Below are 24404 nucleotides of genomic sequence, written 5' to 3' on the forward strand. Positions count from 1 at the left end.
CTTAGTCCAGACCCAGGATCCCGCGCAGCTGAGCCAAATCTTCCGCCAGGGTGGTGATCGGGCCTTTCAGCGCATTACGATCCGCATCGGTCAGCTTGTCATAGGTTTCATAGCCGTCTTTGGTGCGGTATTTCGCGAGAATCACGTCAACTTTCTTGAAGTTAGCGTCAACTTTCGCCAGCAGCGCGCCGTTCTCTTTTTGCAGCTGCGGACGCAGCAGGTCGACAATTTTCTGCGCGCCGTCGACGTTAGCCTGGAAGTCCCACAGGTCGGTGTGGCTGTAGCGATCTTCTTCGCCGCTGATTTTGCTGGCGGCGACTTCTTCAATCAGGTCGGCAGCGCCGCCCACCACTTTAGACGGCGGGAACGCCAGCTCGCTGATGCGTTTTTGCAGCTCCAGCACGTCGGTATTCAGGCGGTCGGCATAGCTCTCCATGCCCTTGGTGCTGTTGTCGCCATACAGGGCTTTTTCCAGACGGTGGAAGCCGGTGAACTTCGGATCTTCCGCCTTCTTCTCATAGTCGTCTTCACGGGCGTCAATGCTGCCGTCAAGATCGGAGAACAGCTCGGCGATCGGCTCGATGCGCTCGTAGTGCTGACGCGTCGGGGCGTACAGCGCTTTCGCTTTTTCGATATCGCCCGCTTTCACCGCGTCGGTGAAGGCTTTGGTGCCGGAAACCAGCTCGGCGGTTTGTGCCGTGACGTAGGCTTTATAGGCGGTGATCGCATCGCCGAGGCTCAGCAGCGCGTCGGCTTTCGCCGCATCTTTGGTGGCCGTACCGGTGACGGTCAGCTTGCCTTTCGGGTTGGTCAGCAGGCCGCAGGTCATATCGTATTCGCCTGGCTGCAGGTTAGCGGTCAGCTTTTGCGTAAAGCCCGGGGCGATGTTTTCGCGCTCTTCCACCACCATCACGCCCTTGAGGATCTCCCACTCCAGCGCCTTCTGGCTATGGTTCTGAATGATGAACTGCGTTTTACCCGCCTTCACGGTTACGTCCATCGGTTCACACTGCTTGTCATTAACGGTCACTTTTACCTGCGGAATATCCGCAGCCTGGGCGCAAAAGGCGGAGCTGAACAACGCTGCGACGGCAAGCTGCAGCGCACTACGGCGAAAATGAGTCATCATGATCATCCCTTTCGGTAAGTATGTGGTAACGATATATCCTGCGGCGCCCTACTTAAGCGGGGCGGTACGCGAGGCTGCTGGATTGCTACGCGGCGGCAGCGCAAACAGCACCAGCGCCGGAATCAAATAGATAAAGTACACCGCCACTTCGCTGACGGTCGGCGCTTCCTGATAGCCGAAGATCCCTTCAAGCAAGGTGCCGAACAGGCTGTGCGTTGACAGCACGCCGCTCAGATCGAACGCCACGTCCTGGAAGTGGTTCCACAGCCCGGCCTCGTGAAGGGCGCGAATGGCGCCGGCGGCGAGGCCTGCGGCGACCAGCAGGATAAACAGGCTGGTCCACTTGAAGAAGACGCCGAGGTTAAGACGGATGCCGCCCCAGTACAGCAGGAAGCCGAGGACGATTGCGGTGGCGAGGCCAAGCATCGCGCCCAGCGGCGGCCAGATGCCGACATCCTGCTGGAACGCCGCCAGCAGGAAAAATACCGACTCCAGTCCTTCTCGCGCCACGGCAAAAAAGACCATCATCACCAGCGCCCAGCCGTGGTTATTACCGCGCTGCAGGGCGTTATCCACCGCCTGCTCCAGCTGCTGCTTCACGTTACGCGACACTTTGCGCATCCAGAACACCATCCAGGTCAGGATAAAGACCGCGACCAGCGCCACGATGCCCTCAAACAGCTCCTGTTCACGCTGCGGAAATTCGCCGGTGGTTTCGTTGATAAAGATCCCCAGCCCGAGGCACAGCGCCGCCGCGAGGATCACCCCAACCCACATTACGCCAATCAAATTTCCGCGCTGAGTGCGCTTCAGGTAGCTGGCGATCAGGCTGACAATCAGCGCTGCTTCCAGACCTTCACGTAACATGATGAGAAATGGAACAAACATGCCGACATCCTTAAATGTGAGCCGCCGTCAACGGATGCAAAGATAGGTAAATATTTCTGATAGTGATTATCATTACAATAATCAGAAACACAAGTGAAATGTGTAGAGAATAGTGACGAGTTGTAAATTAATTGCTGGAAAATAATTACTTAGGCAAGCATTCTCCTGCCCCCGCGGCGGCGGGCGGGATCGGCGGTTTTTTCGCAGCAGAATATTTACCGGGCGTAGCGGCTGTGGCTAAATAGCGGCCTTATTTACCTGCGAAAAGAACAATATGACACAGTTTTTACACTTCCTGCTGGCGCTGGCGGTTATCCTCGGCCTTGCCTGGCTTGCCAGCTACGACCGACAAAAAATCCGCGTTCGCTATATTATCCAGTTAATTGTTATTGAAATTGCGCTGGCTTTCTTTTTTCTCCACGCCGAAAGCGGCCTGTGGATAGTTAAAAATATCTCCGGCTTTTTCACCTCATTACTCGGCTTTGCCGCCGAGGGCACCAATTTTGTATTTGGCGGCATGGGTGAAAAAGGGCTGGCCTTTATTTTCCTCGGCGTGCTGTGTCCGATTGTCTTTATCTCGGCGCTGATTGGTATTCTTCAGCACTGGCGCATTCTGCCCATTTTTATTCGCGTCATCGGCACCCTGCTGTCTAAAGTCAACGGCATGGGCAAGCTCGAGTCCTTTAACGCGGTCAGCTCACTGATCCTCGGGCAGTCGGAAAACTTCATCGCCTATAAAGGCGTGCTCGGCGATCTCTCCTCCCGCCGCCTGTTCACCATGGCCGCCACCGCGATGTCGACGGTATCGCTGTCGATTGTCGGCGCCTATATGAGCATGCTGGAGGCGAAATACGTCGTCGCGGCGCTGATCCTCAATATGTTCAGCACCTTTATTGTGCTGTCGATTATTAACCCGACGCGCCCGGGCAGCGAACAGGAGATTAAGCTGGAGAAGCTGCATGAGTCGCAGAGCTTCTTTGAAATGCTCGGCGAATATATTCTGGCGGGCTTCAAGGTGGCGATGATTATTCTGGCGATGCTGATCGGCTTTATTGCCTTAATCAGCGCCGTTAACGCCCTCTTCGCCACCCTATTTGGCCTCAGCTTCCAGCAGATTCTGGGCTACGTCTTTTACCCGCTGGCGTGGCTGATTGGTATTCCGCTCAGCGACGCGCTGAACGCCGGGAGTATTATGGCGACCAAGCTGGTAGCCAACGAATTTGTCGCGATGATCGAGCTGCAGAAAATTGCCGCCGGCATGACGCAGCGCGGGCTGGGCATTCTGTCGGTCTTCCTGGTCTCTTTTGCCAACTTCGCCTCGATTGGCATTATCGCCGGCGCCATTAAAGGGCTTAACGAGCCGCAGGGCAACATCGTCTCCCGCTTCGGCCTGCGCCTGGTCTACGGCGCGACGCTGGTCAGCCTGCTCTCCGCCAGCTTCGCCGGGCTGGTGCTGTAAGCGAGACGCCAGCGGAGACAATCAAGGCGGGGCCGGCGTGGCCCCGCCTTCTATTTATAAATGAACGATTTTTAGAAATGCACGCAAACCTGGCGATCGACGCGCATCACCGACTCCTGGGCGAAGCGCGACTTATAGAGCGTGCGCAGCGCTTCAATCCCCTCTTCGCTCTTCGCATCTTTAGCGTGGATCAGCATCAGCGCCTTGCTCTGCTCGCGGGCAACGCTACCGTCGTTACCCAGCCACTGGCCGCGGGCGTCAAACACCGTCAAACCATCGCGAAAGCGCGGGGTGACATCGCGATCAACAAACTGCTGCCACTCCGCGGGGATGATATCTTTACCCGCCGGACGACTGAGGCCGAAGTACAGCGTGGTCTGCTCCATCGTATTGTCCGCCGGGCAGGCGCCGGCTGCCGGCGCTGAAACGGTGGTTTTGCCCGGCGCCACGCAGCCGCCAAGCAGCCCTGCCAGCACCAACGCCAGCGCACCCTGTCTGAAACTCATATTGCTATCCTCATTGTTATTTGTGCTGAGATATCAGCGTATTTTCAGAGAATTAGCAAGAGGACGCCAGCCCACATCGACCAGCGGAGGCGAGCCGCAGGCACAAAAAAGCCCGCCGACGGCGGGCTATAGCAGAAGGCCGAGGGTTACTCTGCGGTCGCAGGTACCGGCGGCGCGGAGTGATAGTGCGCGTCGGCCTCGGCAAAACGCTGCTGCATCGCTGCCGAAGGCGCCTTGCCCAGCAGGCTGAAGACCACGATCCCGAGGCTGCCGAAGATAAAGCCGGGGATAATTTCGTACAGGCCCAGCCAGCCAAATTGCTTCCAGACGATGACAGTCAGCGCGCCGATAATCATCCCGGCCAGCGCGCCGTTGCGGGTCATGCGCGACCACATCACCGAAAACAGCACCACCGGACCGAAGGCCGCGCCGAAGCCCGCCCACGCGTAGCTCACCAGGCCCAGCACGCGGTTTTCCGGGTTAGCCGCCAGCGCAATCGATACCAGCGCCACCACCAGCACCATTACCCGGCCGATCCACACCAGCTCCTGCTGGCCGGCGTTCTTACGCAGGAAGGCCTTGTATAAATCCTCGGTGATCGCGCTGGAGCAGACCAGCAGCTGGCAGCTCAGGGTTGACATCACCGCCGCCAGAATCGCCGACAGCAGGATCCCGGCAATCCACGGGTTAAACAGGATTTGCGCCAGTTCAATAAAGACGCGCTCGGAGTTCTGATTGACCGCCCCGGCCAGCGCCGGATTGTTGTTAAACCACGCGATGCCGAAGAAGCCAACCGCCACCGCGCCCGCCAGGCAGAAGATCATCCACGTCATGCTGATGCGGCGCGCGTGGACGATGCTGTGGTGGGAGTCCGCGGCCATAAAGCGGGCCAGAATATGCGGTTGTCCAAAGTAGCCCAGCCCCCAGCCCATCAGCGAGATAATGGCGACGAAATTAAGCCCTTTTAGCATATCGACGTTTTCAATGCTCTTTTGCTTAATCACCTCCAGCGAATCGCCGAAGCCGCCGACGGAAATAATCACCATCATCGGCGTCAGGATCAGGGCGAAGATCATCAGGCTGGCCTGCACGGTATCGGTCCAGCTTACCGCGAGGAATCCGCCGACGAAGGTATAAATAATCGTCGCGGCGGCACCGGCCCACAGCGCCGTTTCGTAGCTCATGCCGAAGGTGCTTTCAAACAGACGCGCGCCGGCAACGATGCCGGAGGCGCAATAAATTGTGAAGAACAGCAAAATAACCAGCGCGGAGATAATACGAAGCACCCGGCTGTTATCTTCAAAGCGGCCGGTGAAATAGTCCGGCAGGGTCAGGGCGTTGTTATTCGCCTCGGTATGAACGCGCAGGCGCCCGGCCACCAGCTTCCAGTTAATCCACGCCCCCAGGGTCAGGCCGATGGCAATCCAGCTCTCGGAAATACCGGAAAGAAATATGGCTCCCGGCAGCCCCATCAGCAGCCAGCCGCTCATATCCGAGGCCCCGGCGGACAGCGCGGTCACGAATGGCCCGAGGCTGCGGCCGCCAAGAATATAATCATCGAAGTTCTTCGTCGATCGCCAGGCAATAAACCCGATCAGTACCATGCCAAATATATAAACAGTAAAAGTCACCAACATCGGTGTGCTAATAGCCATGCAAATCTCCAGATTTTTTTGTCGACAACGTCCAGATTTGTCGTTTATTCCACTACCGGAACGGGGTAATGGCATAAGGGTTGTATTGGGCGACCGTATCCTGACGGAAGCTTCGGTTTTTCACAAACGATTTAACACAGCATTTACACTAATTCCGCCAATGGCCAAACCTCATTTTGTTATAAGTTGCACTCTCTCACGTTTTTATCGGTTGCACCGGGTAAAACTGTTAACTGACGCAGATAAATACGTCATTTAATAAAGGTTATACCGTCACCAGTTCTGCGATTAAATTTAACAATAAGCGCCTTTTTCAACCTGGCCCACAAGTTGCGATTAACAAGGTTGCACAAAGTTGCAACATAGTAGATATTCCTACGCAACCGCATAACCGCACAGAGGCCAAATTCGCCGCAGCATGCCGCGCCAGCAAGGCCGGGCAATGAATGCAGCGAATGACCAATAACAGGAGTTCCTGACATGGGCACCACCACCATGGGCGTTAAACTTGACGAAGCCACACGCGACCGCATCAAGTCCGCCGCCAGCCGTATCGACCGCACGCCGCACTGGCTGATTAAGCAGGCGATTTTCAACTATCTGGAAAAGCTGGAGAGCGATGAATCGCTGCCCGAGCTGCCGGCGCTGCTCTCCGGCGCGGCCAACGAAAGCGACGAATCGGGTCCTTTGACCGAAGAGCCGTACCAGCCGTTCCTTGAATTTGCCGAGCAGATCCTGCCCCAGTCGGTGGCGCGGGCGGACATTACCGCAGCGTATCGCCGCGCCGAAACCGACGCCGTGCCGATGCTCCTCGAGCAGGCCCGTCTGCCGCAGGCGCTGGGCGAACAGGCGCATAAGCTGGCCTGGACGCTGGCGGAAAAGCTGCGCAATCAAAAAACCGCCAGCGGGCGCGCCGGCATGGTGCAGAGCCTGCTGCAGGAGTTCTCCCTCTCCTCGCAGGAGGGCGTGGCGCTGATGTGCCTAGCGGAGGCGCTGCTGCGTATTCCGGATAAAGCCACCCGCGACGCCCTTATTCGCGACAAGATCAGCAACGGTAACTGGCAGTCGCATATCGGCCGCAGCCCGTCGCTGTTCGTAAACGCCGCCACCTGGGGACTGCTGTTTACCGGCAAACTGGTCTCCACCCACAATGAAACCAGCCTGTCGCGCTCGCTGAACCGCATCATTGGCAAAAGCGGCGAACCGCTGATCCGCAAAGGCGTCGATATGGCGATGCGCCTGATGGGCGAACAGTTCGTCACCGGCGAAACCATCGCCGAAGCGCTGGCCAACGCCCGCAAGCGGGAAGAGAAAGGCTTCCGCTACTCCTACGATATGCTCGGGGAAGCGGCGCTGACCGCCGCCGACGCCCAGGCCTATATGGTCTCCTACCAGCAGGCTATCCACGCTATCGGCAAAGCCTCCAACGGCCGCGGCATCTACGAGGGCCCGGGGATCTCCATCAAGCTCTCCGCCCTGCACCCGCGCTACAGCCGCGCGCAGTACGATCGGGTGATGGAAGAGCTCTATCCGCGCCTGAAGTCGTTAACCCTGCTGGCGCGCCAGTACGATATCGGCATCAACATCGACGCCGAAGAGGCCGATCGCCTGGAGATCTCGCTCGACCTGCTGGAGAAGCTGTGCTTTGAGCCGGAGCTGGCGGGCTGGAACGGGATCGGCTTCGTCATTCAGGCCTATCAGAAGCGCTGTCCGTTCGTCATTGACTCGCTGATCGATCTTGCCACCCGCAGCCGCCGCCGTCTGATGATCCGCCTGGTTAAAGGCGCCTACTGGGATAGCGAAATCAAGCGCGCGCAGATGGACGGCCTGGAAGGCTATCCGGTTTATACCCGCAAGGTGTATACCGACGTCTCCTATCTCGCCTGCGCGAAAAAGCTGCTGACGGTGCCGAACCTGATCTACCCGCAGTTCGCCACCCATAACGCCCACACCCTGGCGGCTATTTACCAGCTGGCGGGGCAAAACTACTATCCGGGACAGTACGAATTCCAGTGCCTGCACGGCATGGGCGAGCCGCTGTACGAGCAGGTAGTGGGTAAAGTGGCCGACGGTAAGCTCAACCGACCGTGCCGAATCTATGCCCCGGTCGGCACCCACGAAACCCTGCTGGCCTACCTGGTACGCCGTCTGCTGGAGAACGGCGCCAACACCTCCTTCGTCAACCGCATCGCCGATACCAGCCTGCCGCTTGACGAGCTGGTCGCCGACCCGGTCAGCGCGGTGGAGAAGCTGGCCCAGCAGGAGGGCCAGGCCGGCCTGCCGCATCCGAAAATTCCGCTGCCGCGCGATCTCTATGGTCAGGGCCGCAGCAACTCGGCGGGACTGGATCTGGCGAACGAGCACCGCCTCGCCTCCCTCTCCTCCTCTTTACTCAACAGCGCCCTGCATAAGTGGCAGGCCCTGCCGATGCTGGAGCATCCGGTTGCCGAAGGCGAGCTGCAGGCGATCGTCAACCCTGCGGAGCCGAAAGATATCGTCGGCCACGTGCGCGAAGCCAGCGACGAAGAGGTGCAGCAGGCGCTGACCAGCGCGGTCAACTGCGCGCCGATCTGGTTCGCCACTCCGCCGCAGGAGCGCGCGGCCATCCTTGAGCGCGCGGCGATCCTGATGGAAGGCCAAACGCAGACGCTGATCGGGATTCTGGTGCGCGAAGCGGGTAAAACCTTCAGCAACGCCATCGCCGAAGTTCGCGAGGCTGTGGACTTCCTGCACTACTACGCCGGCCAGGTCCGCGACGACTTTGATAATGAAACCCACCGTCCGCTGGGTCCGGTGGTGTGCATCAGCCCGTGGAACTTCCCGCTGGCGATCTTCACCGGCCAGATTGCCGCCGCGCTGGCCGCGGGCAACAGCGTGCTGGCGAAACCCGCCGAGCAGACGCCGCTGATCGCCGCTCAGGGCGTGGCGATTCTGCTGGAGGCCGGCGTCCCGCCGGGCGTTATCCAGCTACTGCCGGGCCGCGGGGAAACCGTCGGCGCCGCGCTCACCGGCGACCAGCGCGTGCGCGGGGTGATGTTTACCGGCTCAACCGAGGTCGCGACGCTGCTGCAGCGCAATATCGCCAGCCGCCTCGATGCCCAGGGGCGCCCGACGCCGCTGATTGCCGAAACCGGCGGCATGAACGCGATGATCGTCGACTCCTCCGCGCTGACCGAGCAGGTGGTGGTTGACGTGCTGGCCTCCGCCTTCGATAGCGCCGGCCAGCGCTGCTCCGCCCTGCGGGTGCTGTGCCTGCAGGAGGAGATCGCCGACCATACGCTGACCATGCTGCGCGGCGCGATGGGCGAATGCCGGATGGGCAACCCCGGCCGCCTGACCACCGATATCGGGCCGGTGATTGACGCCGAGGCGAAAGAGAATATCGAGCGTCACATTCAGACCCTGCGCGCCAAGGGGCGCAACGTCTTCCAGGCCGTGCGCGAGAACGGTGAGGACGCGCGCGAATGGCAGAGCGGGACCTTCGTTCCGCCGACACTTATCGAACTCGACAGCTTTGACGAGCTGAAAAAAGAGGTCTTTGGCCCGGTCCTGCACGTGGTGCGCTACGGTCGCAATGAGCTGGATCGGCTGGTTGAGCAGATCAACGCTTCCGGCTACGGCCTGACGCTCGGGGTCCATACCCGCATCGACGAAACCATTGCCCAGGTCACTGGCAGCGCAAAAGTCGGTAACCTGTACGTCAACCGTAATATGGTCGGCGCGGTGGTTGGCGTTCAGCCGTTCGGCGGCGAAGGGCTATCGGGCACCGGCCCGAAAGCCGGCGGTCCGCTGTATCTCTACCGTCTGCTCTCAAGCCGTCCGCACAACGCCGTCGGCGCCACCCTCGCCCGTCAGGACGCGGAACGTCCGCTGGACGCCCAGCTGAAAACCCTGCTGGAAAAACCGCTGCTCGCCCTGCAGCAGTGGGCCGCCGGCCGGCCGGAGCTGCAGGCGCTGTGCCGGCAGTATAGCGAACAGGCGCAGGCCGGCACCCAGCGTCTGCTGCCGGGGCCGACCGGCGAGCGCAACACCCTGACCTTTATCCCCCGCGACCGCGTGCTGTGCGTGGCGGATAATGAACAGGATGCGCTGACCCAGCTGGCGGCGGTGACCGCCGTCGGCTGCGAGATCCTGTGGCCGGATAACGCCCTGCATCGCGATCTGGCGAAGAAGCTGCCGCGCGAAGTCAGCGAGCGCATCCGCTTCGCCAAAGAGGCCGAACTGACCGCTCAGGCCTTCGACGCGGTGATTTACCACGGCGATTCCGATCAGCTGCGCGCGCTGTGCGAGCAGGTGGCGGCGCGCGACGGGGCGATCGTTTCGGTACAGGGATTCGCCCGCGGCGAGAGCAACCTGCTGCTGGAGCGCCTCTATATCGAGCGCTCGCTGAGCGTCAATACCGCCGCGGCGGGCGGCAACGCCAGCCTGATGACTATCGGCTAGGGCCGATCCCCGGCGGCGCTTATCCAGCGTGCGGCCGGGGATCGCGGACCGGATGACAGCAGGCCAAAGCTGTGGTTAATTAAGGCTCCCGGACGGGGGCCTTTTTATGTATGGGAGTGGAACAATGAAACGCACTTTTCTCGCTCTTGCCGCCCTGATCGCAAGCGGACAGGCGCTGGCGGACGAATGCGCTAACGCCAATAATCAGATGGAGATGAACCAGTGCACGGCGGCGCAGTATCAGGCGGCCGACGGCAAGCTCAACCAGACCTATCAGCAGGCGCTGAAGCGCGCCTCAGACGGCCAGCAGGCGCTGCTGAAAAAATCCCAGCTGGCGTGGATCGCGCTGCGCGACGCCGACTGCGCGTTTTTGGCCTCCGGAGCCGAAGGCGGCAGCATCCAGCCGATGCTGATCAACCAGTGCATGGCGGACAAAACCGTGGAGCGCGAATCGTACCTCTCCTCGCTGCTGCAGTGCGAAGATGGCGATCAGAGCTGCCCGCTGCCGCCGGCCAACTAGCGCACCCGGATCCCTTCAACGATCATCCGCTGGACGTTTTCCACGGTTTGCTGAAAGAACGCTTCATCCCGTAGCGTTGCGCCGGTCACCGCCTCAATCTGGGTGGCGAAATCGGCGTAATGCTGCGTGGTGGCCCAGATCATAAAGATCAGATGCTGCGGGTCGACCGGCGCCAGCTTGCCGCTTTCGACCCAGCCGGAAACGATCGCCGACTTTTCATCCACCAGCGCTTTCAGATCGCCGGTTAGCTCCCCCATCAGCAGCGGCGCGCCCTGCAGCATCTCGAGGCAGAACAGCTTTGAGGCCTGCGGATGGTCGCGTGAGACCTCCAGCTTCAGGCGGATGTACTCGCGGATCGCCACCAGCGGGCTGATATCTTCGCGAAAGGCCTTCAGCGGCGCCAGCCAGATGGTAAGAATCTGCTGCAAAACGGCGACGTACAGCGCCTCTTTCGAGGGATAGTAGTAGAGCAAATTGGTTTTCGAGACCCCGGACAGCTCTGCAACCTGCTCGAGCCGCGTGCCGTGAATGCCAAATTGCGAAAACGCGTCCAGCGCGGCGGCGAGGATAGCCTCTTTTTTTGCGCTCACCGCCAGCGAACGCTTGCCGCTTTTTTTCCCGGCGCCCTGTGCCATTTATTATCTCCTTCATTCAACGCCATCAGCATAGCAAAAGCCCATCGCCGACACGACCTCCTGCACCCCAATTGCGCACAACTGCCGTTTATTCGTGCACTGATTTTGACCATTTAGTCTACTTTTTCAGACCTCACTTCCGGCAACTATTAATCAACACATTAATAACATTGGCTTTTGTAAAACTGGCATCGTCTTTGCTTTATCAGATTAGCGAGGTGGCTCAGGAAGATGCAGGATGCAGCGCCGCACGCCTTCTTGTTTAACGAGCGCAAAGAGGTGCATATGAAAATTGGTGTCTTCGTTCCGATCGGCAATAACGGCTGGCTGATTTCCACCCATGCCCCGCAGTACATGCCGACGTTTGAGCTGAATAAAGCGATTGTGCAGAAAGCCGAGCATTACAACTTTGACTTCGCGCTGTCGATGATCAAGCTGCGCGGCTTTGGCGGTAAAACCGAATTCTGGGATCACAATCTCGAATCCTTCACCCTGATGGCGGGCCTCGCGGCGGTGACTTCGCGGATCCAAATCTACGCCACCGCCGCCACCCTGACCCTGCCGCCGGCCATCGTCGCCCGCATGGCCTCCACCATTGACTCGATTTCCGGCGGCCGCTTCGGCGTCAACCTGGTGACCGGCTGGCAAAAACCGGAGTACGAGCAGATGGGGATCTGGCCTGGGGATGACTATTTCGCCAGCCGCTACGACTATCTCAGCGAATATGTCCAGGTGCTGCGCGACCTGTGGGGCACCGGGCAGAGCGACTTTAAGGGCGACTACTTCACGATGAACGACTGCCGCGTCAGCCCGCAGCCGTCGCAGCCGATGAAGGTGATCTGCGCCGGGCAGAGCGATGCCGGTATGGCCTTCTCCGCCCAGTACGCCGACTACAACTTCTGCTTCGGCAAAGGGGTCAACACTCCGGCCGCCTTCGCCCCGACCGCCGCGCGCATGATGCAGGCGGCGGAAAAAACCGGCCGCGACGTCGGCTCGTACGTGCTGTTTATGGTTATCGCCGACGAAACGGATGAAGCCGCGCGCGCCAAATGGGAGCACTACAAGGCCGGCGCCGACGAAGAGGCGCTGGCGTGGCTCACCGAGCAGAGCCAGAAGGATACCCGCTCCGGCAGCGATACCAACGTCCGCCAGATGGCCGACCCCACCTCAGCGGTCAATATCAACATGGGCACTCTCGTCGGCTCTTACGCCAACGTCGCCCGCATGCTCGATGAGGTCGCCGCGGTCCCCGGTACCGACGGCGTGCTGCTGACCTTTGATGATTTCCTCTCCGGCATTGACGCCTTCGGCGAGCGCATTCAGCCGCTGATGCGCTGCCGCGACCACATTGCTACCGCTACTCGCGAGGTTGCCTGATGATTACCCTTCCCGCTCGCCCGGAACCCTTAACCTTTGCGGCGCAAAACAGCGCGCTGATCGTGGTGGATATGCAAAACGCCTATGCCAGCCAGGGCGGCTATCTCGACCTCGCCGGGTTTGACGTCTCCGCCACCCGGCCGGTTATCGACAACATCAACACCGCCGTCGCCGCCGCTCGCGCCGCCGGGATGCTGATTATCTGGTTTCAGAACGGCTGGGACGACCAGTACATGGAGGCCGGCGGCCCCGGCTCGCCGAACTACCATAAATCCAACGCTCTGAAGACCATGCGCCGCCGCCCCGAGCTGCAGGGCAAGCTGCTGGCTAAAGGCGGCTGGGACTACCAGCTGGTTGATGAGCTCAAGCCGCAGCCGGGCGACGTAGTGCTGCCAAAACCGCGCTACAGCGGCTTCTACAACACCCAGTTGGACAGCATTTTACGCAGCCACGGCGTTCGCCACCTGGTGTTCACCGGCATCGCCACCAACGTCTGCGTCGAGTCGACGCTGCGCGACGGCTTCTTCCTCGAATATTTCGGCATCGTGCTGGAGGACGCCACCCACCAGGCCGGGCCGGCCTTCGCCCAGCAGGCGGCGCTGTTCAACATTGAGACCTTCTTTGGCTGGGTCAGCGACGTCGCCAGCTTCTGCGACGCCCTGCAGCCCGCCACCCCAGTTCCGTTCCCGGAGGAGAAACGTTATGCCTAAACAGGTCATTATTCCACCCGGCACCACTACGCCGATCGCCCCTTTCGTTCCCGGCACGCTGGCCGATGGCGTGGTCTATGTCTCCGGCACGCTGCCGTTCGATAAGCAAAACAACGTGGTCTACATCGGCGACCCAAAGGCGCAAACCCGTCACGTTCTGCAGACCATCCGCAGCGTTATCGAAACGGCGGGGGGCAGTATGGCGGATGTGACCTTCAACAGCATTTTTATCACCGACTGGAAAAACTACGCCGCGATTAACGAAGTCTACGCCGAGTTTTTCCCCGGCGATAAGCCGGCGCGGTTCTGCATTCAGTGCGGCCTGGTGAAGCCCGAGGCGCTGGTGGAGATCGCTACGGTGGCGCATATCGGGAAACCGGCGCCATGAAGCTCAATATCGCCCCTGCGCCCTATGCGGGCGCTCCGGTTGTGGTGCTGAGCGCCGGACTGGGCGGCGCAGGCAGCTACTGGACCGCCCAGCGCGCGCCGCTGGCAGCGCGATACCAGCTGGTGACCTATGACCAGAACGGCACCGGCGAAAACGCCGGCCCGCTGCCCGCCGCCTACAGCATGGCGACCATGGCTCAGGAGCTGTGGCAGGCGCTGGAGAAGGCCGGAATTACGCGCTTCGCGCTGGTGGGCCACGCGCTGGGAGGATTGATCGGCCTGCAGCTGGCGCTGGACAACCCCCGGGCGGTCAGCGCGCTGGTGCTGGTCAACGCCTGGCTGACGCTGTCGACCCACACCCGCCGCTGCTTCCAGGTGCGCGAACGCCTGCTGCATACCGGCGGCGCCCAGGCGTGGGTGGAAGCACAGCCGCTGTTCCTCTATCCGGCGGAGTGGATGGCCGCCCGCGCCCCGCGGCTGGAGGCGGAGGAGTCCCTGGCGCTCAGCCATTTTCAGGGTAAGGACAATCTGCTGAAGCGGCTACAGGCGCTGAAGCAGGCCGACTTCTCCCGTCAGGCCGGTACGCTGAGCTGCCCGACGCTGATCGTCAGCGCCCATGACGATCTGCTGGTGCCCGCCTCCTGTTCGCGCGCGCTGCAGGCCGCGATCCCCGGCAGCCAGCTGGTAGAGATGGCCTGGGGCGGCCATGCTTGTAACGTTACCGATCCCGAGACCTTCAACCCTATTTTATGCGACGGGCTGGCCGCGATGCTGCCCGCCGGCCAGGAGAATCTATGAGTGAGAGTATTAGCCAAAGCGCCTGCGACACGCTGTTCAGCCACGCCAGGACCCACAGCGGCTGGCTGGATAAGCCGGTAGCCGACAGCCTGCTGGAGGAAATTTACGCGCTGATGAAAATGGGCCCAACCTCGGCCAACTGCTCCCCGGCGCGGATCGTTTTTGTCCGCACCCCGGAGGGCAAAGAGAAGCTGCGCCCGACGCTCTCCAGCGGCAACGTGGAAAAAACCCTCCGCGCGCCGGTCACCGCCATCGTGGCGTGGGACAGCGCCTTTTACGATCTCCTGCCGGAGCTGTTTCCCCACGGCGACGCCCGCAGCTGGTTCACCTCCAGCCCCCAGCTCGCCGAGGAGACCGCGTTCCGCAACAGCTCCCTGCAGGCGGCCTATCTGATTTTCGCCTGCCGCGCCCTCGGCCTGGATACCGGGCCGATGTCGGGATTCGATCGGGAAAAGGTCGACGCGGCGTTCTTTGCCGACAGCGGCTGGAAAAGCAACCTGTTGATTAACATCGGCTACGGCGATGAAACAAAGCTCTACGATCGCCTGCCGCGCCTCGCCTTTGACGACGCCTGCCGGCTGGCATAAGGAGCCTCCATGCCTATAGCGGATAAACAAAGCTTTCGCGACGCCATGGCCCAGGTCGGCGCCGCGGTGAACATTATTACCACCGACGGCCCGGCGGGCCGCGCCGGCTTTACCGCCAGCGCGGTGTGCAGCGTGACCGACGAGCCGCCGACGCTGCTGGTTTGCCTGAACCGCTCCGCCTCGGTGTGGCCGACCTTCAGCCAGCATCAGGCGCTGTGCGTCAATACCCTGGCGGCGGGACAGGAGCCGCTCTCCAATCTGTTTGGCGGTAAAACACCGATGGCGGAGCGCTTCGCCGCCGCCGAATGGCAGCCCGGCGCCACCGGCTGCCCGCGCCTGAACGACGCGCTGGCGAGCTTCGACTGCCGCATCAGCCAGGTCGTCAGCGTCGGCAGCCACGACATTCTGTTCTGCGAGGTCGCCGCCATCGTCAAGCATCCGCAGCCGCGCGGGTTGATGTGGTTCGACCGCGGCTATCACACGCTTATGCGCCCAGCCTGTTAACCTTGAACCCGGGATATCATCATGGCACTTTTCGATTTTCCTCGCTGGCAGTTAACCTCCCCCTCCGCCGCGTCCGGCGTGGTGGCCCCCGATGAACGCCTCTCCGTCGGACAGACCGCGGTTATGGGCGTGCAGCACGCGGTCGCCATGTTCGGCGCCACCGTGCTGATGCCGATACTGATGGGGCTCGACCCCAACCTGTCGATATTGATGTCAGGCATCGGCACCCTGCTGTTCTTCCTGGTGACCGGCGGCCGGGTGCCGAGCTATCTGGGTTCCAGCGCGGCCTTTGTCGGGGTGGTCATCGCCGTCACCGGCTTTAACGGCCAGGGGCTGAACCCGCATCTGGACGTCGCCCTCGGCGGGATTATCGTCTGCGGCCTGCTCTATACCCTGATTGGTCTGGTGGTGATGAAGGCCGGCACCCGCTGGATTGAGCGCCTGATGCCGCCGGTGGTCACCGGCGCGGTGGTGATGGCGATTGGCCTCAACCTCGCGCCGATTGCGGTACACAGCGTTTCGGCGACGCCGTTTGACGGCTGGATGGCGGTGCTGACGGTACTGTGCATCGGCCTCGTGGCGGTCTTCACCCGCGGCATGCTGCAGCGGCTGCTGATCCTCGTCGGCCTGATCGCGGCCTGCGTGCTCTACGCGCTGCTGGCAAACGGCCTCGGACTGGGCAAGCCGCTCGATTTTTCCCTGCTGGAACAGGCGGCGTGGTTTGGTCTTCCCCACTTCACCTCTCCGACCTTTAACGGCCAGGCGATGATGCTGATTGCGCCCGTGGCGGTGATTCTGGTGGCGGAGAACCTCGGCCATCTGAAGGCGGTGGCCGGAATGACCGGGCGCAATATGGACCCCTACATGGGCCGGGCGTTCGTCGGCGACGGGCTGGCGACGATGCTTTCCGGCGCCGTCGGCGGTAGCGGCGTGACCACCTATGCGGAGAATATCGGGGTGATGGCGGTAACCAAAGTCTACTCGACGCTGGTGTTCGTTGCCGCCGCGCTGATTGCCGTCCTGCTCGGGTTTTCGCCCAAGTTTGGCACGCTGATCCACACCATTCCCGGGCCGGTCATCGGCGGAGCCTCGATCGTAGTATTTGGGCTAATTGCGGTGGCCGGGGCGCGGATCTGGGTGCAAAACCGGGTCGATCTGAGCCAGAACGGCAACCTGATTATGGTGGCGGTAACCCTGGTGCTCGGCGCCGGTGATTTTGCCCTCTCGCTGGGCGGCTTCACCCTCGGCGGGATCGGCACCGCGACCTTTGGCGCCATCCTTCTACACGCGCTGCTTAACCGCCGCGCGCGGGTCGCGGAAGCGCCTAACGCCATCGTATAAACGGGAGTTTCCCGGTCGCGCTAAGCCGACCGGGATTCCGGGTCCGGGCGCTCGGCAAGATCGGACAGCGCCGCGACCTCTGCCGGAGCCTCCTGTACATCGGAGGCCCTTTTCCGCTTCAGCTTCAGCTCGCTCACCAGAACGCCGGCCACGATAAAGGCGCAGCCCACCAGCGCCAACAGCGGCAGACGCTCGCCGGCGATGCGGCCAAAAATCCCCGCCCACACCGGCTCACCGGTATAAATAAGCGTCGCTTTGGTAGGCGACACGCTGCGCTGCGCCCAGTTCATGGTGACCTGAATAATGGCGCTGAAAATGCCCAGCCCCAGCGCGACGCCCAGCAGCCCCGGCGACATCGCCGGGATAGCTTCCCCTGCCGGCACCATCGCGGCAAAGGCCACCAGCGAGGCGGTGGCCAGCTGCACCACCGTCACCCGCCGGACGTCCACCTTCCCGGCCCAGGCGCTGATTAAGATAATCTCCGCGGCGATCGCCAGCGCGCTGGCGAGGGTGATCGCTTCGCCAACGCCGAGCGCCAGCAGATTATTTTCCGGCCCGGCCAGCAGGATCAGCCCCGTAAACGCCAGCACCCCCCCCAGGCAGGACATCACCCCCGGCATTTTCCCGAGGCACAGCCACTGCAGCAGCGGCACCAACGGCACGTACATGGCGGTAATAAAAGCCGACTTGCTGCTGGAGATCGACTGCAGGCCCCAGGTTTGCAGGCTGTACCCCAGCGCGATCGAGACGCCAATCGCTACCCCGGCCTTCAGCTCAAGCCACGTCAGCCCGCGCATAACGCGCAGCGATAGCAGGGCCACCGCCAGCGCCGCGGTAGCAAAACGCACGCCGACAAAAAAGAACGGCCCGCTGAGCGTCACGGCATACTGTACGGCGAGGAAGGTACCGCCCCAGAACATGGTGATGGCGATGAGGATCGCTTCCTGGGGTTTAATGGAGAATTTGCATGAAGACATAGCGTGGCCGGTAACGAGTGGTAGCCGGCTAGTGTGCAATCAGCCGGCCGCGAGCGCAACCGTCGGCGATAAAAAAACCGCCGGCGGCTGCCGGCGGCGAGGGCGATGCGGAGGGTGCCGGGGGGAGATTAACCCCGCATCATAAACGGTCGTTCAACGTCATTGGCGACACATCAGCTATGACGATTGCCGTGACTGTTTTTGCCCCCTTTTTTGCCCGCATCCGAGGCGCGCTGGGGATCGTTTTTAAAGTTCCCCCCGCTGTGCTGACCTCCTTTACGACCTGCTTCTGATGCTCTTTCACGATCCTCGGCGAAGTTGCCGGAACCGCCACGATGGTTTGCCATCACTGACCTCCACTTGGTTAGACATCATAGTGCATTACGCGCGATACGCAGCCACAGCGGCTGCGGCCTGTGGCATCACCACTATCGTATCGCGTGCCTTTAAGCGTAGCGAACGAAACTCATTCATCTCGCCAATAGTAACATCCTGCAACAGCTTTCGGCTTTGCAGACATATTTCCGCCCCTGCCGTGCGCTAAGCCTCTCTTAAGGCGGACGAAAACAGCGCAGCGCAAAATGTATCTTTTTGCGACAAAAGCAATCTTTGCAATTTTGTTATAAATCAAATAAATGATTGTTAGATTTGCACTCTCCGCCAGAGGCCTTATCTTTAAAGATAGCCAGTCGTCTGGCTGGCCTATAACGCAACCGAGGAGTGATGCAAATGGCTAAAATTCTGGTGCTTTATTATTCAATGTATGGACACATCGAGACCATGGCTCATGCCGTCGCCGAAGGGGCGAACAGAGTAGACGGCGTGGACGTGGTGGTGAAGCGCGTGCCGGAAACTATGCATGCTGAGGCTTTCGCCAAAGCGGGCGGGAAAACGCAAAATGCGCCCGTCGCCACGCCGCAGGAGCTGGCAGAGTATGACGCCATCATCTTTGGTACCCCAACCCGTTTCGGCAACATGTCCGGACAGATGCGCACCTTCCTCGATCAGACGGGCGGCCTGTGGGCCTCCGGCGCGCTGTACGGCAAGCTGGCCAGCGTATTCAGCTCCACCGGCACCGGCGGCGGGCAGGAGCAGACCATTACCTCGACCTGGACCACCCTCGCCCATCACGGGATGGTGATCGTGCCGATTGGCTACGGCGCGCAGGAATTATTTGATATCTCGGTGGTTCGCGGCGGGACCCCGTATGGCGCAACTACCATCGCCGGCGGCGACGGTTCTCGTCAGCCGAGCGAGGAAGAGCTGGCGATCGCCCGCTACCAGGGCGAACACGTCGCCGGCCTGGCGGTTAAATTACACGGTTAACCCTCAGCAGGAGGATCTGCATGCCAACTCAAGAAGCAAAAGCTCACCACGTCGGTGAATGGGCAAGTTTACGCAATACCTCGGTGGAGATCGCCGAAGCGATTTTCGAATTAGCTAAATACGATGAAAAGTTAGCGGAAAAAATCTGGGAAGAAGGCAGCGACGACGTGCTATCGCTGGCCTTTGCGAAAACCGATAAGGATTCGCTGTTCTGGGGCGAGCAAACCATCGAGCGTAAAAACGTGTAGCCGCAACGCGGCAGAATAAAAAAACCCGGACCGTTCCGGGTTTTTTGTTTTATTTTGCGGCCTGGTTCATCACCGTTTTAAAGGTTTCCATCGGGCAGAAGCCGTTGGCGTCCACCGGACAGCCGTTCAGCGCCAGGGTCACCCGCTGCGGCGGCGACTGCAGCGTCAGCGCCTCGGCGTTGCGCAGCTGCGCGGTGCTTTGATAGACGTACTCAATCTTCATCAGCTCGCGGTTGCTGCCGCTATCGTGCCAGCGCTGGAAGACGATTTTCCCGCCAATCGGCGTGCGCTCGTTCTGATCGTGCAGCTGATAGGGTTTAAAATCGAGCGCCGTCAGCAGCGAAGCGATGTTGGAGTCATGCCCCACCAGCAGCGTCACCTTCGCCGCCTGCGCCGCGTCGCCCACCAGCGCCTTGTCGATATATTTCACCAGCGGCTTAGCGACGTTGCGCGCCACCTCCGTTGAGGTAAACAGGCTGTCCTGATAGCCGTTTTTCAGCTTCGACAGCACCTGCCACTGCTTATCGGTTTTGATTTCGCCCCACGCCACCTGGTCCTGCGGGAAGCCTTCGTAATACTGCAGGGTGAACGCATCCACCAGCGAGTTGCCGACCTTCAGCGGCCCGGAGACGCCCGGCTCCTGCTGATTTTTGGCGCTGAAGGTGTCTTTCCCGTCGCTCAGCGAGCACTGCTGCTTCTCTTTGCAGGAGGGCGAGTTGCGATAGTCGGTCATCTCTTCGAGCAGCTTGTAGCTGTCGGTGAGCTGCATTTTTTGCCGCTCTTTTTCCATCGCCTGCACCGCTTTCTCGCCGAACGCCGCGGAGTCATCGGTGATAACAGGGTTAAAGGTTGGGTCCATAGTGCCCATTTGCGGCTGGTGATGGACGGTTACGCCGCAGCCGGGAAAGGCGCCGGTGATAAAGAACTGAGCGGTGGCGACGGTACGCTGCAGGCTATTGGCATAGGCATATACCGCATTGTCCGGCGGGCATTCGCCGCTGGTCACCAGCCCCTGCTGCGCCAGCCACTCCCGCATATAATGCCCCATATAGACTTCCAGCACCCCACCCTTGGTGGTCAGCTGGCCGCCGGGAACGTCCCACTCCGGCCACGATTTCGGCGTTGACTGTTCCAGCACGCTGCCGTTATTCGCCAGCGGCGCGCGCAGGTTGTGACGGCTCATGATCAGCACCTGCTGGAGCTGATAGCCCTGCGGAGCCGCTGGCTCCTGTGCCTGGACGCCCGCAGATAGCAAAACGCCGGCGGCGATCGCGCCGGCGAGTAGACTTTTTCTCATCCCTTTACCCTCAGTCAGTGATTATCATCGCTCTGATTGTGACAAATTTATGACATTTTGCCAGACAGCAGCGCGCAAACTGAGGCAGCGGGCATCCTTTTAGCGCTTAAGCCGGTGGCCGTTGTGGTTCATCCACTCCGCCAGCGGCTGCAGCGCCTCGCGCATCGATAGCCCGAGCTCGGTTATCTGGTACTCAACCCGCGGCGGGATCTCCGGATAGACGCGGCGCGACACCAGCCCGCGCTGCTCAAACAGCCGCAGCTGGCGGGTCAGCTCTTTTTGCGTAATCGGGGCGATGGCGCGCAGCAGTTCGCCGAAGCGCAGCGGAGCATTCAGCACGATCAGCCGATAGAGCACCGGGATCGCCCACTTCCCGGCGATCAGGTTAACGAAGCTGGTCATCGGGCAGACCGGGGGGACAAAATTATTTTCCGCAGCCTGCGCCGCTGTTTTCGCCATAGCACACCTCTTCCCTCATTAGTATCCAATTGGTACCTGGTACCTTTTGGATACCAATGCTTTTATAGTGTGATTTCCAGTAAGCGAACGGGAGCATCACGATGGGACGTTTAGCAGGAAAATTAGCCTTGATTACCGGTGGAACCAGCGGCATCGGCCTCGCGACGGCGCAGGAGTTTATCGCCGAGGGCGCCCAGGTTGCGGTCACCGGCCGCAGCCCTGAGGCGCTTCAACAGGCGCAGGCGCTGCTGGGGGATCGGGGATGGGCCATCGCCGCCGATGCGGGCGACGCCGCAGACCAGCGCCGGCTCGCGCAAACTCTTGCCGGCCGCTGGGAGCGCCTCGATGCGGTATTCATTAACGCCGGCGACGTCAGCCACGCGAATATTGGCGACTGGCGTGAAGAGAGCTGGGATCGGTTGATGAATACCAATCTCAAAGGCCGTTCTTTTTACTTCAGGCCCTGCTGCCGCTGCTGGCGAACCCGTCCTCAGTGATCCTCTGCGGCTCGGTGAGCGCCCATATTGGCCTGCCGACCAGCAGCGCCTACGCCGCCAGCAAGGCCGGGCTGCTGTCGCTTGCCCGCACCCTGTCGGCAGAGCTGCTGCCGCGCGGCGTTCGCGTTAACGGCCTAAGCCCGGGCCCGGTGCGCACGCCGGCGTTAGATAAGCTCGGCCTCAGCGCGCAGGCGCTCGGCGCCCTGCAGGAGGAGATTAAAAATCTGGTCCCGCTCGGGCGAATGGATACGCCCCAGGAGCTAGCGAAGGCCGCGCTGTATCTCGCCTCGGACGAGTCCAGCTACGTGGTGGGAACCGAGCTGCTGGTGGATGGCGGCACGGGAAATCTCTAATCTCCCCGGCGGCGGTAGACGCTACTCCGGCAGCGGTACCGCCGCCAGGGTGCAGATAGCCTCGTGCTCTCCGCCGCGGCGATCGACCATCACCACTTTATCTCCGGCCTTCTTGCCTTCGCACGGTTTAAGCACCTGATCGACGATCCGCTCCCGGGTTTGCTGACGTTCGGACTCCGCCTGTGAGGCAAACGAGACCAGGATAAGTGCCAGCCCTGACAGGATGACGACATGTTTATTACGCATTCAATATTATTCTCAGACAATTCGTACTCGCCTGCAGGGTAGCAGCCTCGGGGCCGCGCGTCTGTAAAATCGCTTAACGGAGTGTTACTCCGGCCGACAAAACAACAGATTTAGCCCGCGCTTGTTAGGTTTTACCGATGGAAGATTCATCTTTCAGACACATCCCGATGCTATCTTAGCCGCGCATTTATAAAGTGCATCGTTTTCAACCAGGACCCAGGATTGTGTATGTCCGGTATTATTCTCCTTCTCGCTGCGGTCATTTTGCTGGGGGTTGCGCTTTACAGTCTGGTGTCATACGTCAAAGAGCGTCGCGCCAGCCAGCTGCCTTTTCACAAGAAGAAAAAATAACCCCCGTTCCGCTATAGAGAGACTATAGCGACAAAAGAAAAGCAGGCACTATGCCTGCTTTTCTTTATTCAGCGCCCGACTGCGCGCTACGACTCCCAGGCCTGCTCCGCCTTCGCGCCGTCAAACTGCGGCGGTGGCTTGCGAAAGCGCCGGGTCAGCCAGGTCAGGTAAAGAAGACCAACCGCGGCCCACGCCAGTCCCAGGGTCAGGGACGTCGCCTCCAGGTTCACCCACAGCACGCCAACCGTCACCGCGCCAATCAGCGGCAGCAGCAGATAGTGGAAGCGGTCCTTCCAGGTTTTGTTATAGCCCTTGCGCCGCCAGAAGTGGTTGAACACCGACAGGTTGACAAAGGTAAAGGCCACCAGCGCGCCGAAGTTGATCAGCGCCGTGGCGGTGACCAGGTCGAAGAACAGCGCCGACAGGGCGACAATGCCGACCATAATCACGTTCAGCGCCGGCGTCCGCCATTTCGGGTGGATATAGCCGAAAACCCGCTCCGGGAAGACGTTGTCGCGCCCCATCACGTATAGCAGACGCGAGACGCTGGCGTGCGAAGCCAGACCCGACGCCAGGGTATTGACGAAGGTGGTGCAGAGGAAAATCGACTGGAACAGCTTGCCGCCGACGTAGAGCGCGATCTCCGGCAGCGCCGCGTCGGGGTCCTTAAAGCGGCTGATATCAGGGAAAAAGAGCTGCATAAAGAACGAGGCGGCGATAAAGATAATGCCGCCGTACATGGCGGTGAGGAAAATCGCCTTTGGGATCACCCGCGCGGCGTCCGGGGTCTCCTCCGACAGGGTGGTCACCGCGTCAAAGCCGAGGAACGAGAAGCAGACGATCGTCGCCCCGGTGATGATCGGAATCAGATGCGCGTTCTGGCTGATAAACGGCTGCAGCGACCAGACGGTCCCCACCCCTTCACCTTTATGCAGCCCCTGCACCACCAGCGCGATAAAGACCACCATGATCGCGATCTGCACCAGCACAAACAGGGTATTGAAGTTGGCGACCAGGCTGACGCTCTTGAGGTTGGCGGCGGTGAGGATCGCCACAAACGACACCACCCACACCCACGGCGGGACTTCAGGGAACAGGGCGGAAAGATAGATTTTCGCCAGCAGAACGTTGATCATCGGCAGGAACAGATAGTCCAGCAGCGACGACCAGCCGACCATAAAGCCGACGTGGGGGCTGATCGATTTCTGGGCATAGGTATACGCCGATCCCGCTTCCGGGAACTGGCGCACTAGCTTACCGTAGCTGATGGCGGTAAACAGCACCCCCGCCAGCGCCAGTAAATAGGAGGCGGGCACGTGACCGTTGCTGATGCCGGAGACAATACCGAAGGTATCGAACACCGTCATCGGCGTCAGGTAGGCGAGTCCCATCATCACCACCTGCCAAAGCTTGAGCGACTTGCGCAGCCGGGGCTTTCCCGCCTCGGCCGGGAGGTTAAGAGAGGTATTAGCAGCCATAGACGCTCTCCCCCATGCAGGCGCGGGTTTGTGGGTACGGCGACCGGGTTACAAACCTGCTTAGCAAGGGGGTTAATCGGAAATAACAGGGTAAAACGTACCGGCAAACGGCGGCGGATTCACATTCATAGCGGCCCTCGCGGCCCCCTTCTCCCTGCGGATATTTGAACATCTGCATCATCTCCTACCTCGTCACACACTGTGTCGTTAACTGAAACCCCGCTGTCGCCTGC

Annotated in this window: 24 protein-coding genes and 1 pseudogene; 14 read left to right on the top strand and 11 right to left on the bottom strand. The window is 60.7% G+C overall.

Annotated features, from left to right (window positions below; all coding sequences use genetic code 11):
* Position 1 precedes the first annotated feature (1 nt).
* Together efeO and efeU are read right to left on the bottom strand one after the other, a co-directional pair.
* Positions 2–1129 carry an iron uptake system protein EfeO gene (gene efeO, locus AC1M2H_RS17205; RefSeq protein WP_480148301.1) on the bottom strand — a complete coding sequence of 376 codons (1128 nt, stop codon included), beginning with the start codon at positions 1127–1129 and terminating at the stop codon, positions 2–4.
* A 48-nt stretch (positions 1130–1177) separates the two neighbouring features.
* Positions 1178–2017 (bottom strand): iron uptake transporter permease EfeU, encoded by an 840-nt coding sequence (efeU, locus tag AC1M2H_RS17210; RefSeq protein WP_480148302.1) that lies wholly within the window; start codon positions 2015–2017, stop codon positions 1178–1180.
* A 274-nt stretch (positions 2018–2291) separates the two neighbouring features.
* Here efeU and AC1M2H_RS17215 point away from each other — a divergent pair, with 274 nt between their 5' ends.
* Positions 2292–3476, top strand: a complete 1185-nt coding sequence (locus AC1M2H_RS17215) for a NupC/NupG family nucleoside CNT transporter (protein ID WP_480148303.1) — start codon at positions 2292–2294, stop codon at positions 3474–3476.
* A gap of 71 nt (positions 3477–3547) precedes the next feature.
* On the opposite strand, the gene AC1M2H_RS17220 is transcribed toward AC1M2H_RS17215, so the two are convergent.
* Complete coding sequence (locus AC1M2H_RS17220) at positions 3548–3982, bottom strand: DUF3574 domain-containing protein (protein ID WP_480148304.1); 435 nt, start codon at positions 3980–3982, stop codon at positions 3548–3550.
* 146 nt (positions 3983–4128) lie between these two features.
* A complete protein-coding gene (putP, locus tag AC1M2H_RS17225) occupies positions 4129–5637 on the bottom strand; it encodes a sodium/proline symporter PutP (protein ID WP_480148305.1) in 1509 nt (502 codons plus the stop codon).
* Positions 5638–6117: 480 nt separating this feature from the next.
* Here putP and putA point away from each other — a divergent pair, with 480 nt between their 5' ends.
* On the top strand, positions 6118–10080 hold the full coding sequence (putA, locus tag AC1M2H_RS17230) for a trifunctional transcriptional regulator/proline dehydrogenase/L-glutamate gamma-semialdehyde dehydrogenase (protein WP_480148306.1): 3963 nt from the start codon (positions 6118–6120) through the stop codon (positions 10078–10080).
* A gap of 124 nt (positions 10081–10204) precedes the next feature.
* The gene (locus tag AC1M2H_RS17235; RefSeq protein ID WP_480148307.1) at positions 10205–10600 is read left to right on the top strand and encodes a lysozyme inhibitor LprI family protein; all 396 of its coding nucleotides are present in this window, start codon (positions 10205–10207) and stop codon (positions 10598–10600) included.
* Here AC1M2H_RS17235 and rutR read toward each other — a convergent pair.
* The gene (gene rutR, locus AC1M2H_RS17240) at positions 10597–11235 is read right to left on the bottom strand and encodes an HTH-type transcriptional regulator RutR (RefSeq protein WP_480148308.1); all 639 of its coding nucleotides are present in this window, start codon (positions 11233–11235) and stop codon (positions 10597–10599) included. The genes AC1M2H_RS17235 and rutR overlap by 4 nt on opposite strands.
* A gap of 285 nt (positions 11236–11520) precedes the next feature.
* Between rutR and rutA the strand changes: the two genes are divergently transcribed.
* From rutA to rutG, 7 genes are read left to right on the top strand one after another with little or no spacing between them, the layout of a single operon-like run.
* Positions 11521–12612: a pyrimidine utilization protein A gene (gene rutA, locus AC1M2H_RS17245; protein ID WP_480151973.1), complete on the top strand. Its 1092-nt coding sequence runs from the start codon at positions 11521–11523 to the stop codon at positions 12610–12612.
* Positions 12612–13322 carry a pyrimidine utilization protein B gene (rutB, locus tag AC1M2H_RS17250; protein WP_480148310.1) on the top strand — a complete coding sequence of 237 codons (711 nt, stop codon included), beginning with the start codon at positions 12612–12614 and terminating at the stop codon, positions 13320–13322. Before rutA ends, rutB begins: the two co-directional genes overlap by 1 nt.
* Positions 13315–13710, top strand: coding sequence for a pyrimidine utilization protein C (gene rutC, locus AC1M2H_RS17255; protein ID WP_480148311.1), 396 nt, complete (start codon positions 13315–13317; stop codon positions 13708–13710). The genes rutB and rutC overlap by 8 nt, the downstream gene beginning before the upstream one ends.
* The gene (rutD, locus tag AC1M2H_RS17260; protein WP_480148312.1) at positions 13707–14507 is read left to right on the top strand and encodes a pyrimidine utilization protein D; all 801 of its coding nucleotides are present in this window, start codon (positions 13707–13709) and stop codon (positions 14505–14507) included. Before rutC ends, rutD begins: the two co-directional genes overlap by 4 nt.
* Positions 14504–15094, top strand: a complete 591-nt coding sequence (locus AC1M2H_RS17265) for a malonic semialdehyde reductase (protein WP_480148314.1) — start codon at positions 14504–14506, stop codon at positions 15092–15094. The genes rutD and AC1M2H_RS17265 overlap by 4 nt, the downstream gene beginning before the upstream one ends.
* A gap of 9 nt (positions 15095–15103) precedes the next feature.
* Positions 15104–15598: an NADH-dependent FMN reductase RutF gene (gene rutF, locus AC1M2H_RS17270; RefSeq protein WP_480148315.1), complete on the top strand. Its 495-nt coding sequence runs from the start codon at positions 15104–15106 to the stop codon at positions 15596–15598.
* Positions 15599–15619: 21 nt separating this feature from the next.
* A complete protein-coding gene (gene rutG / locus AC1M2H_RS17275) occupies positions 15620–16939 on the top strand; it encodes a pyrimidine utilization transport protein G (RefSeq protein WP_480148317.1) in 1320 nt (439 codons plus the stop codon).
* Positions 16940–16959: 20 nt separating this feature from the next.
* Here rutG and AC1M2H_RS17280 read toward each other — a convergent pair whose 3' ends face one another.
* Entirely contained in the window at positions 16960–17916 is a 957-nt protein-coding gene (locus tag AC1M2H_RS17280) for a DMT family transporter (RefSeq protein ID WP_480148318.1), read from the bottom strand.
* Between the two features lie 173 nt (positions 17917–18089).
* Positions 18090–18263 (bottom strand): con-10 family general stress protein, encoded by a 174-nt coding sequence (locus AC1M2H_RS17285; protein WP_041144912.1) that lies wholly within the window; start codon positions 18261–18263, stop codon positions 18090–18092.
* A gap of 382 nt (positions 18264–18645) precedes the next feature.
* Between AC1M2H_RS17285 and wrbA the strand changes: the two genes are divergently transcribed.
* Positions 18646–19242 (top strand): NAD(P)H:quinone oxidoreductase, encoded by a 597-nt coding sequence (wrbA, locus tag AC1M2H_RS17290; protein WP_426815168.1) that lies wholly within the window; start codon positions 18646–18648, stop codon positions 19240–19242.
* 20 nt (positions 19243–19262) lie between these two features.
* Complete coding sequence (locus AC1M2H_RS17295; RefSeq protein ID WP_480148319.1) at positions 19263–19490, top strand: YccJ family protein; 228 nt, start codon at positions 19263–19265, stop codon at positions 19488–19490.
* 49 nt (positions 19491–19539) lie between these two features.
* On the opposite strand, the gene agp is transcribed toward AC1M2H_RS17295, so the two are convergent.
* Positions 19540–20787, bottom strand: coding sequence for a bifunctional glucose-1-phosphatase/inositol phosphatase (gene agp, locus AC1M2H_RS17300; protein WP_480148320.1), 1248 nt, complete (start codon positions 20785–20787; stop codon positions 19540–19542).
* Between the two features lie 99 nt (positions 20788–20886).
* The gene (locus AC1M2H_RS17305; RefSeq protein WP_045854785.1) at positions 20887–21246 is read right to left on the bottom strand and encodes a winged helix-turn-helix transcriptional regulator; all 360 of its coding nucleotides are present in this window, start codon (positions 21244–21246) and stop codon (positions 20887–20889) included.
* A gap of 101 nt (positions 21247–21347) precedes the next feature.
* Here AC1M2H_RS17305 and AC1M2H_RS17310 point away from each other — a divergent pair.
* A pseudogene (locus tag AC1M2H_RS17310) lies at positions 21348–22096 on the top strand (SDR family oxidoreductase).
* Positions 22097–22117: 21 nt separating this feature from the next.
* On the opposite strand, the gene AC1M2H_RS17315 reads toward AC1M2H_RS17310, so the two are convergent.
* On the bottom strand, positions 22118–22342 hold the full coding sequence (locus AC1M2H_RS17315) for a hypothetical protein (RefSeq protein WP_480148322.1): 225 nt from the start codon (positions 22340–22342) through the stop codon (positions 22118–22120).
* A 228-nt stretch (positions 22343–22570) separates the two neighbouring features.
* Here AC1M2H_RS17315 and AC1M2H_RS17320 point away from each other — a divergent pair, with 228 nt between their 5' ends.
* Positions 22571–22693 carry a small membrane protein gene (locus AC1M2H_RS17320; protein ID WP_095096195.1) on the top strand — a complete coding sequence of 41 codons (123 nt, stop codon included), beginning with the start codon at positions 22571–22573 and terminating at the stop codon, positions 22691–22693.
* An 86-nt stretch (positions 22694–22779) separates the two neighbouring features.
* On the opposite strand, the gene AC1M2H_RS17325 is transcribed toward AC1M2H_RS17320, so the two are convergent.
* Complete coding sequence (locus AC1M2H_RS17325; protein ID WP_480148323.1) at positions 22780–24171, bottom strand: APC family permease; 1392 nt, start codon at positions 24169–24171, stop codon at positions 22780–22782.
* Between the last annotated feature and the right edge of the window lie 233 nt (positions 24172–24404).

This window comes from Klebsiella sp. F11, from assembly GCF_056712265.1.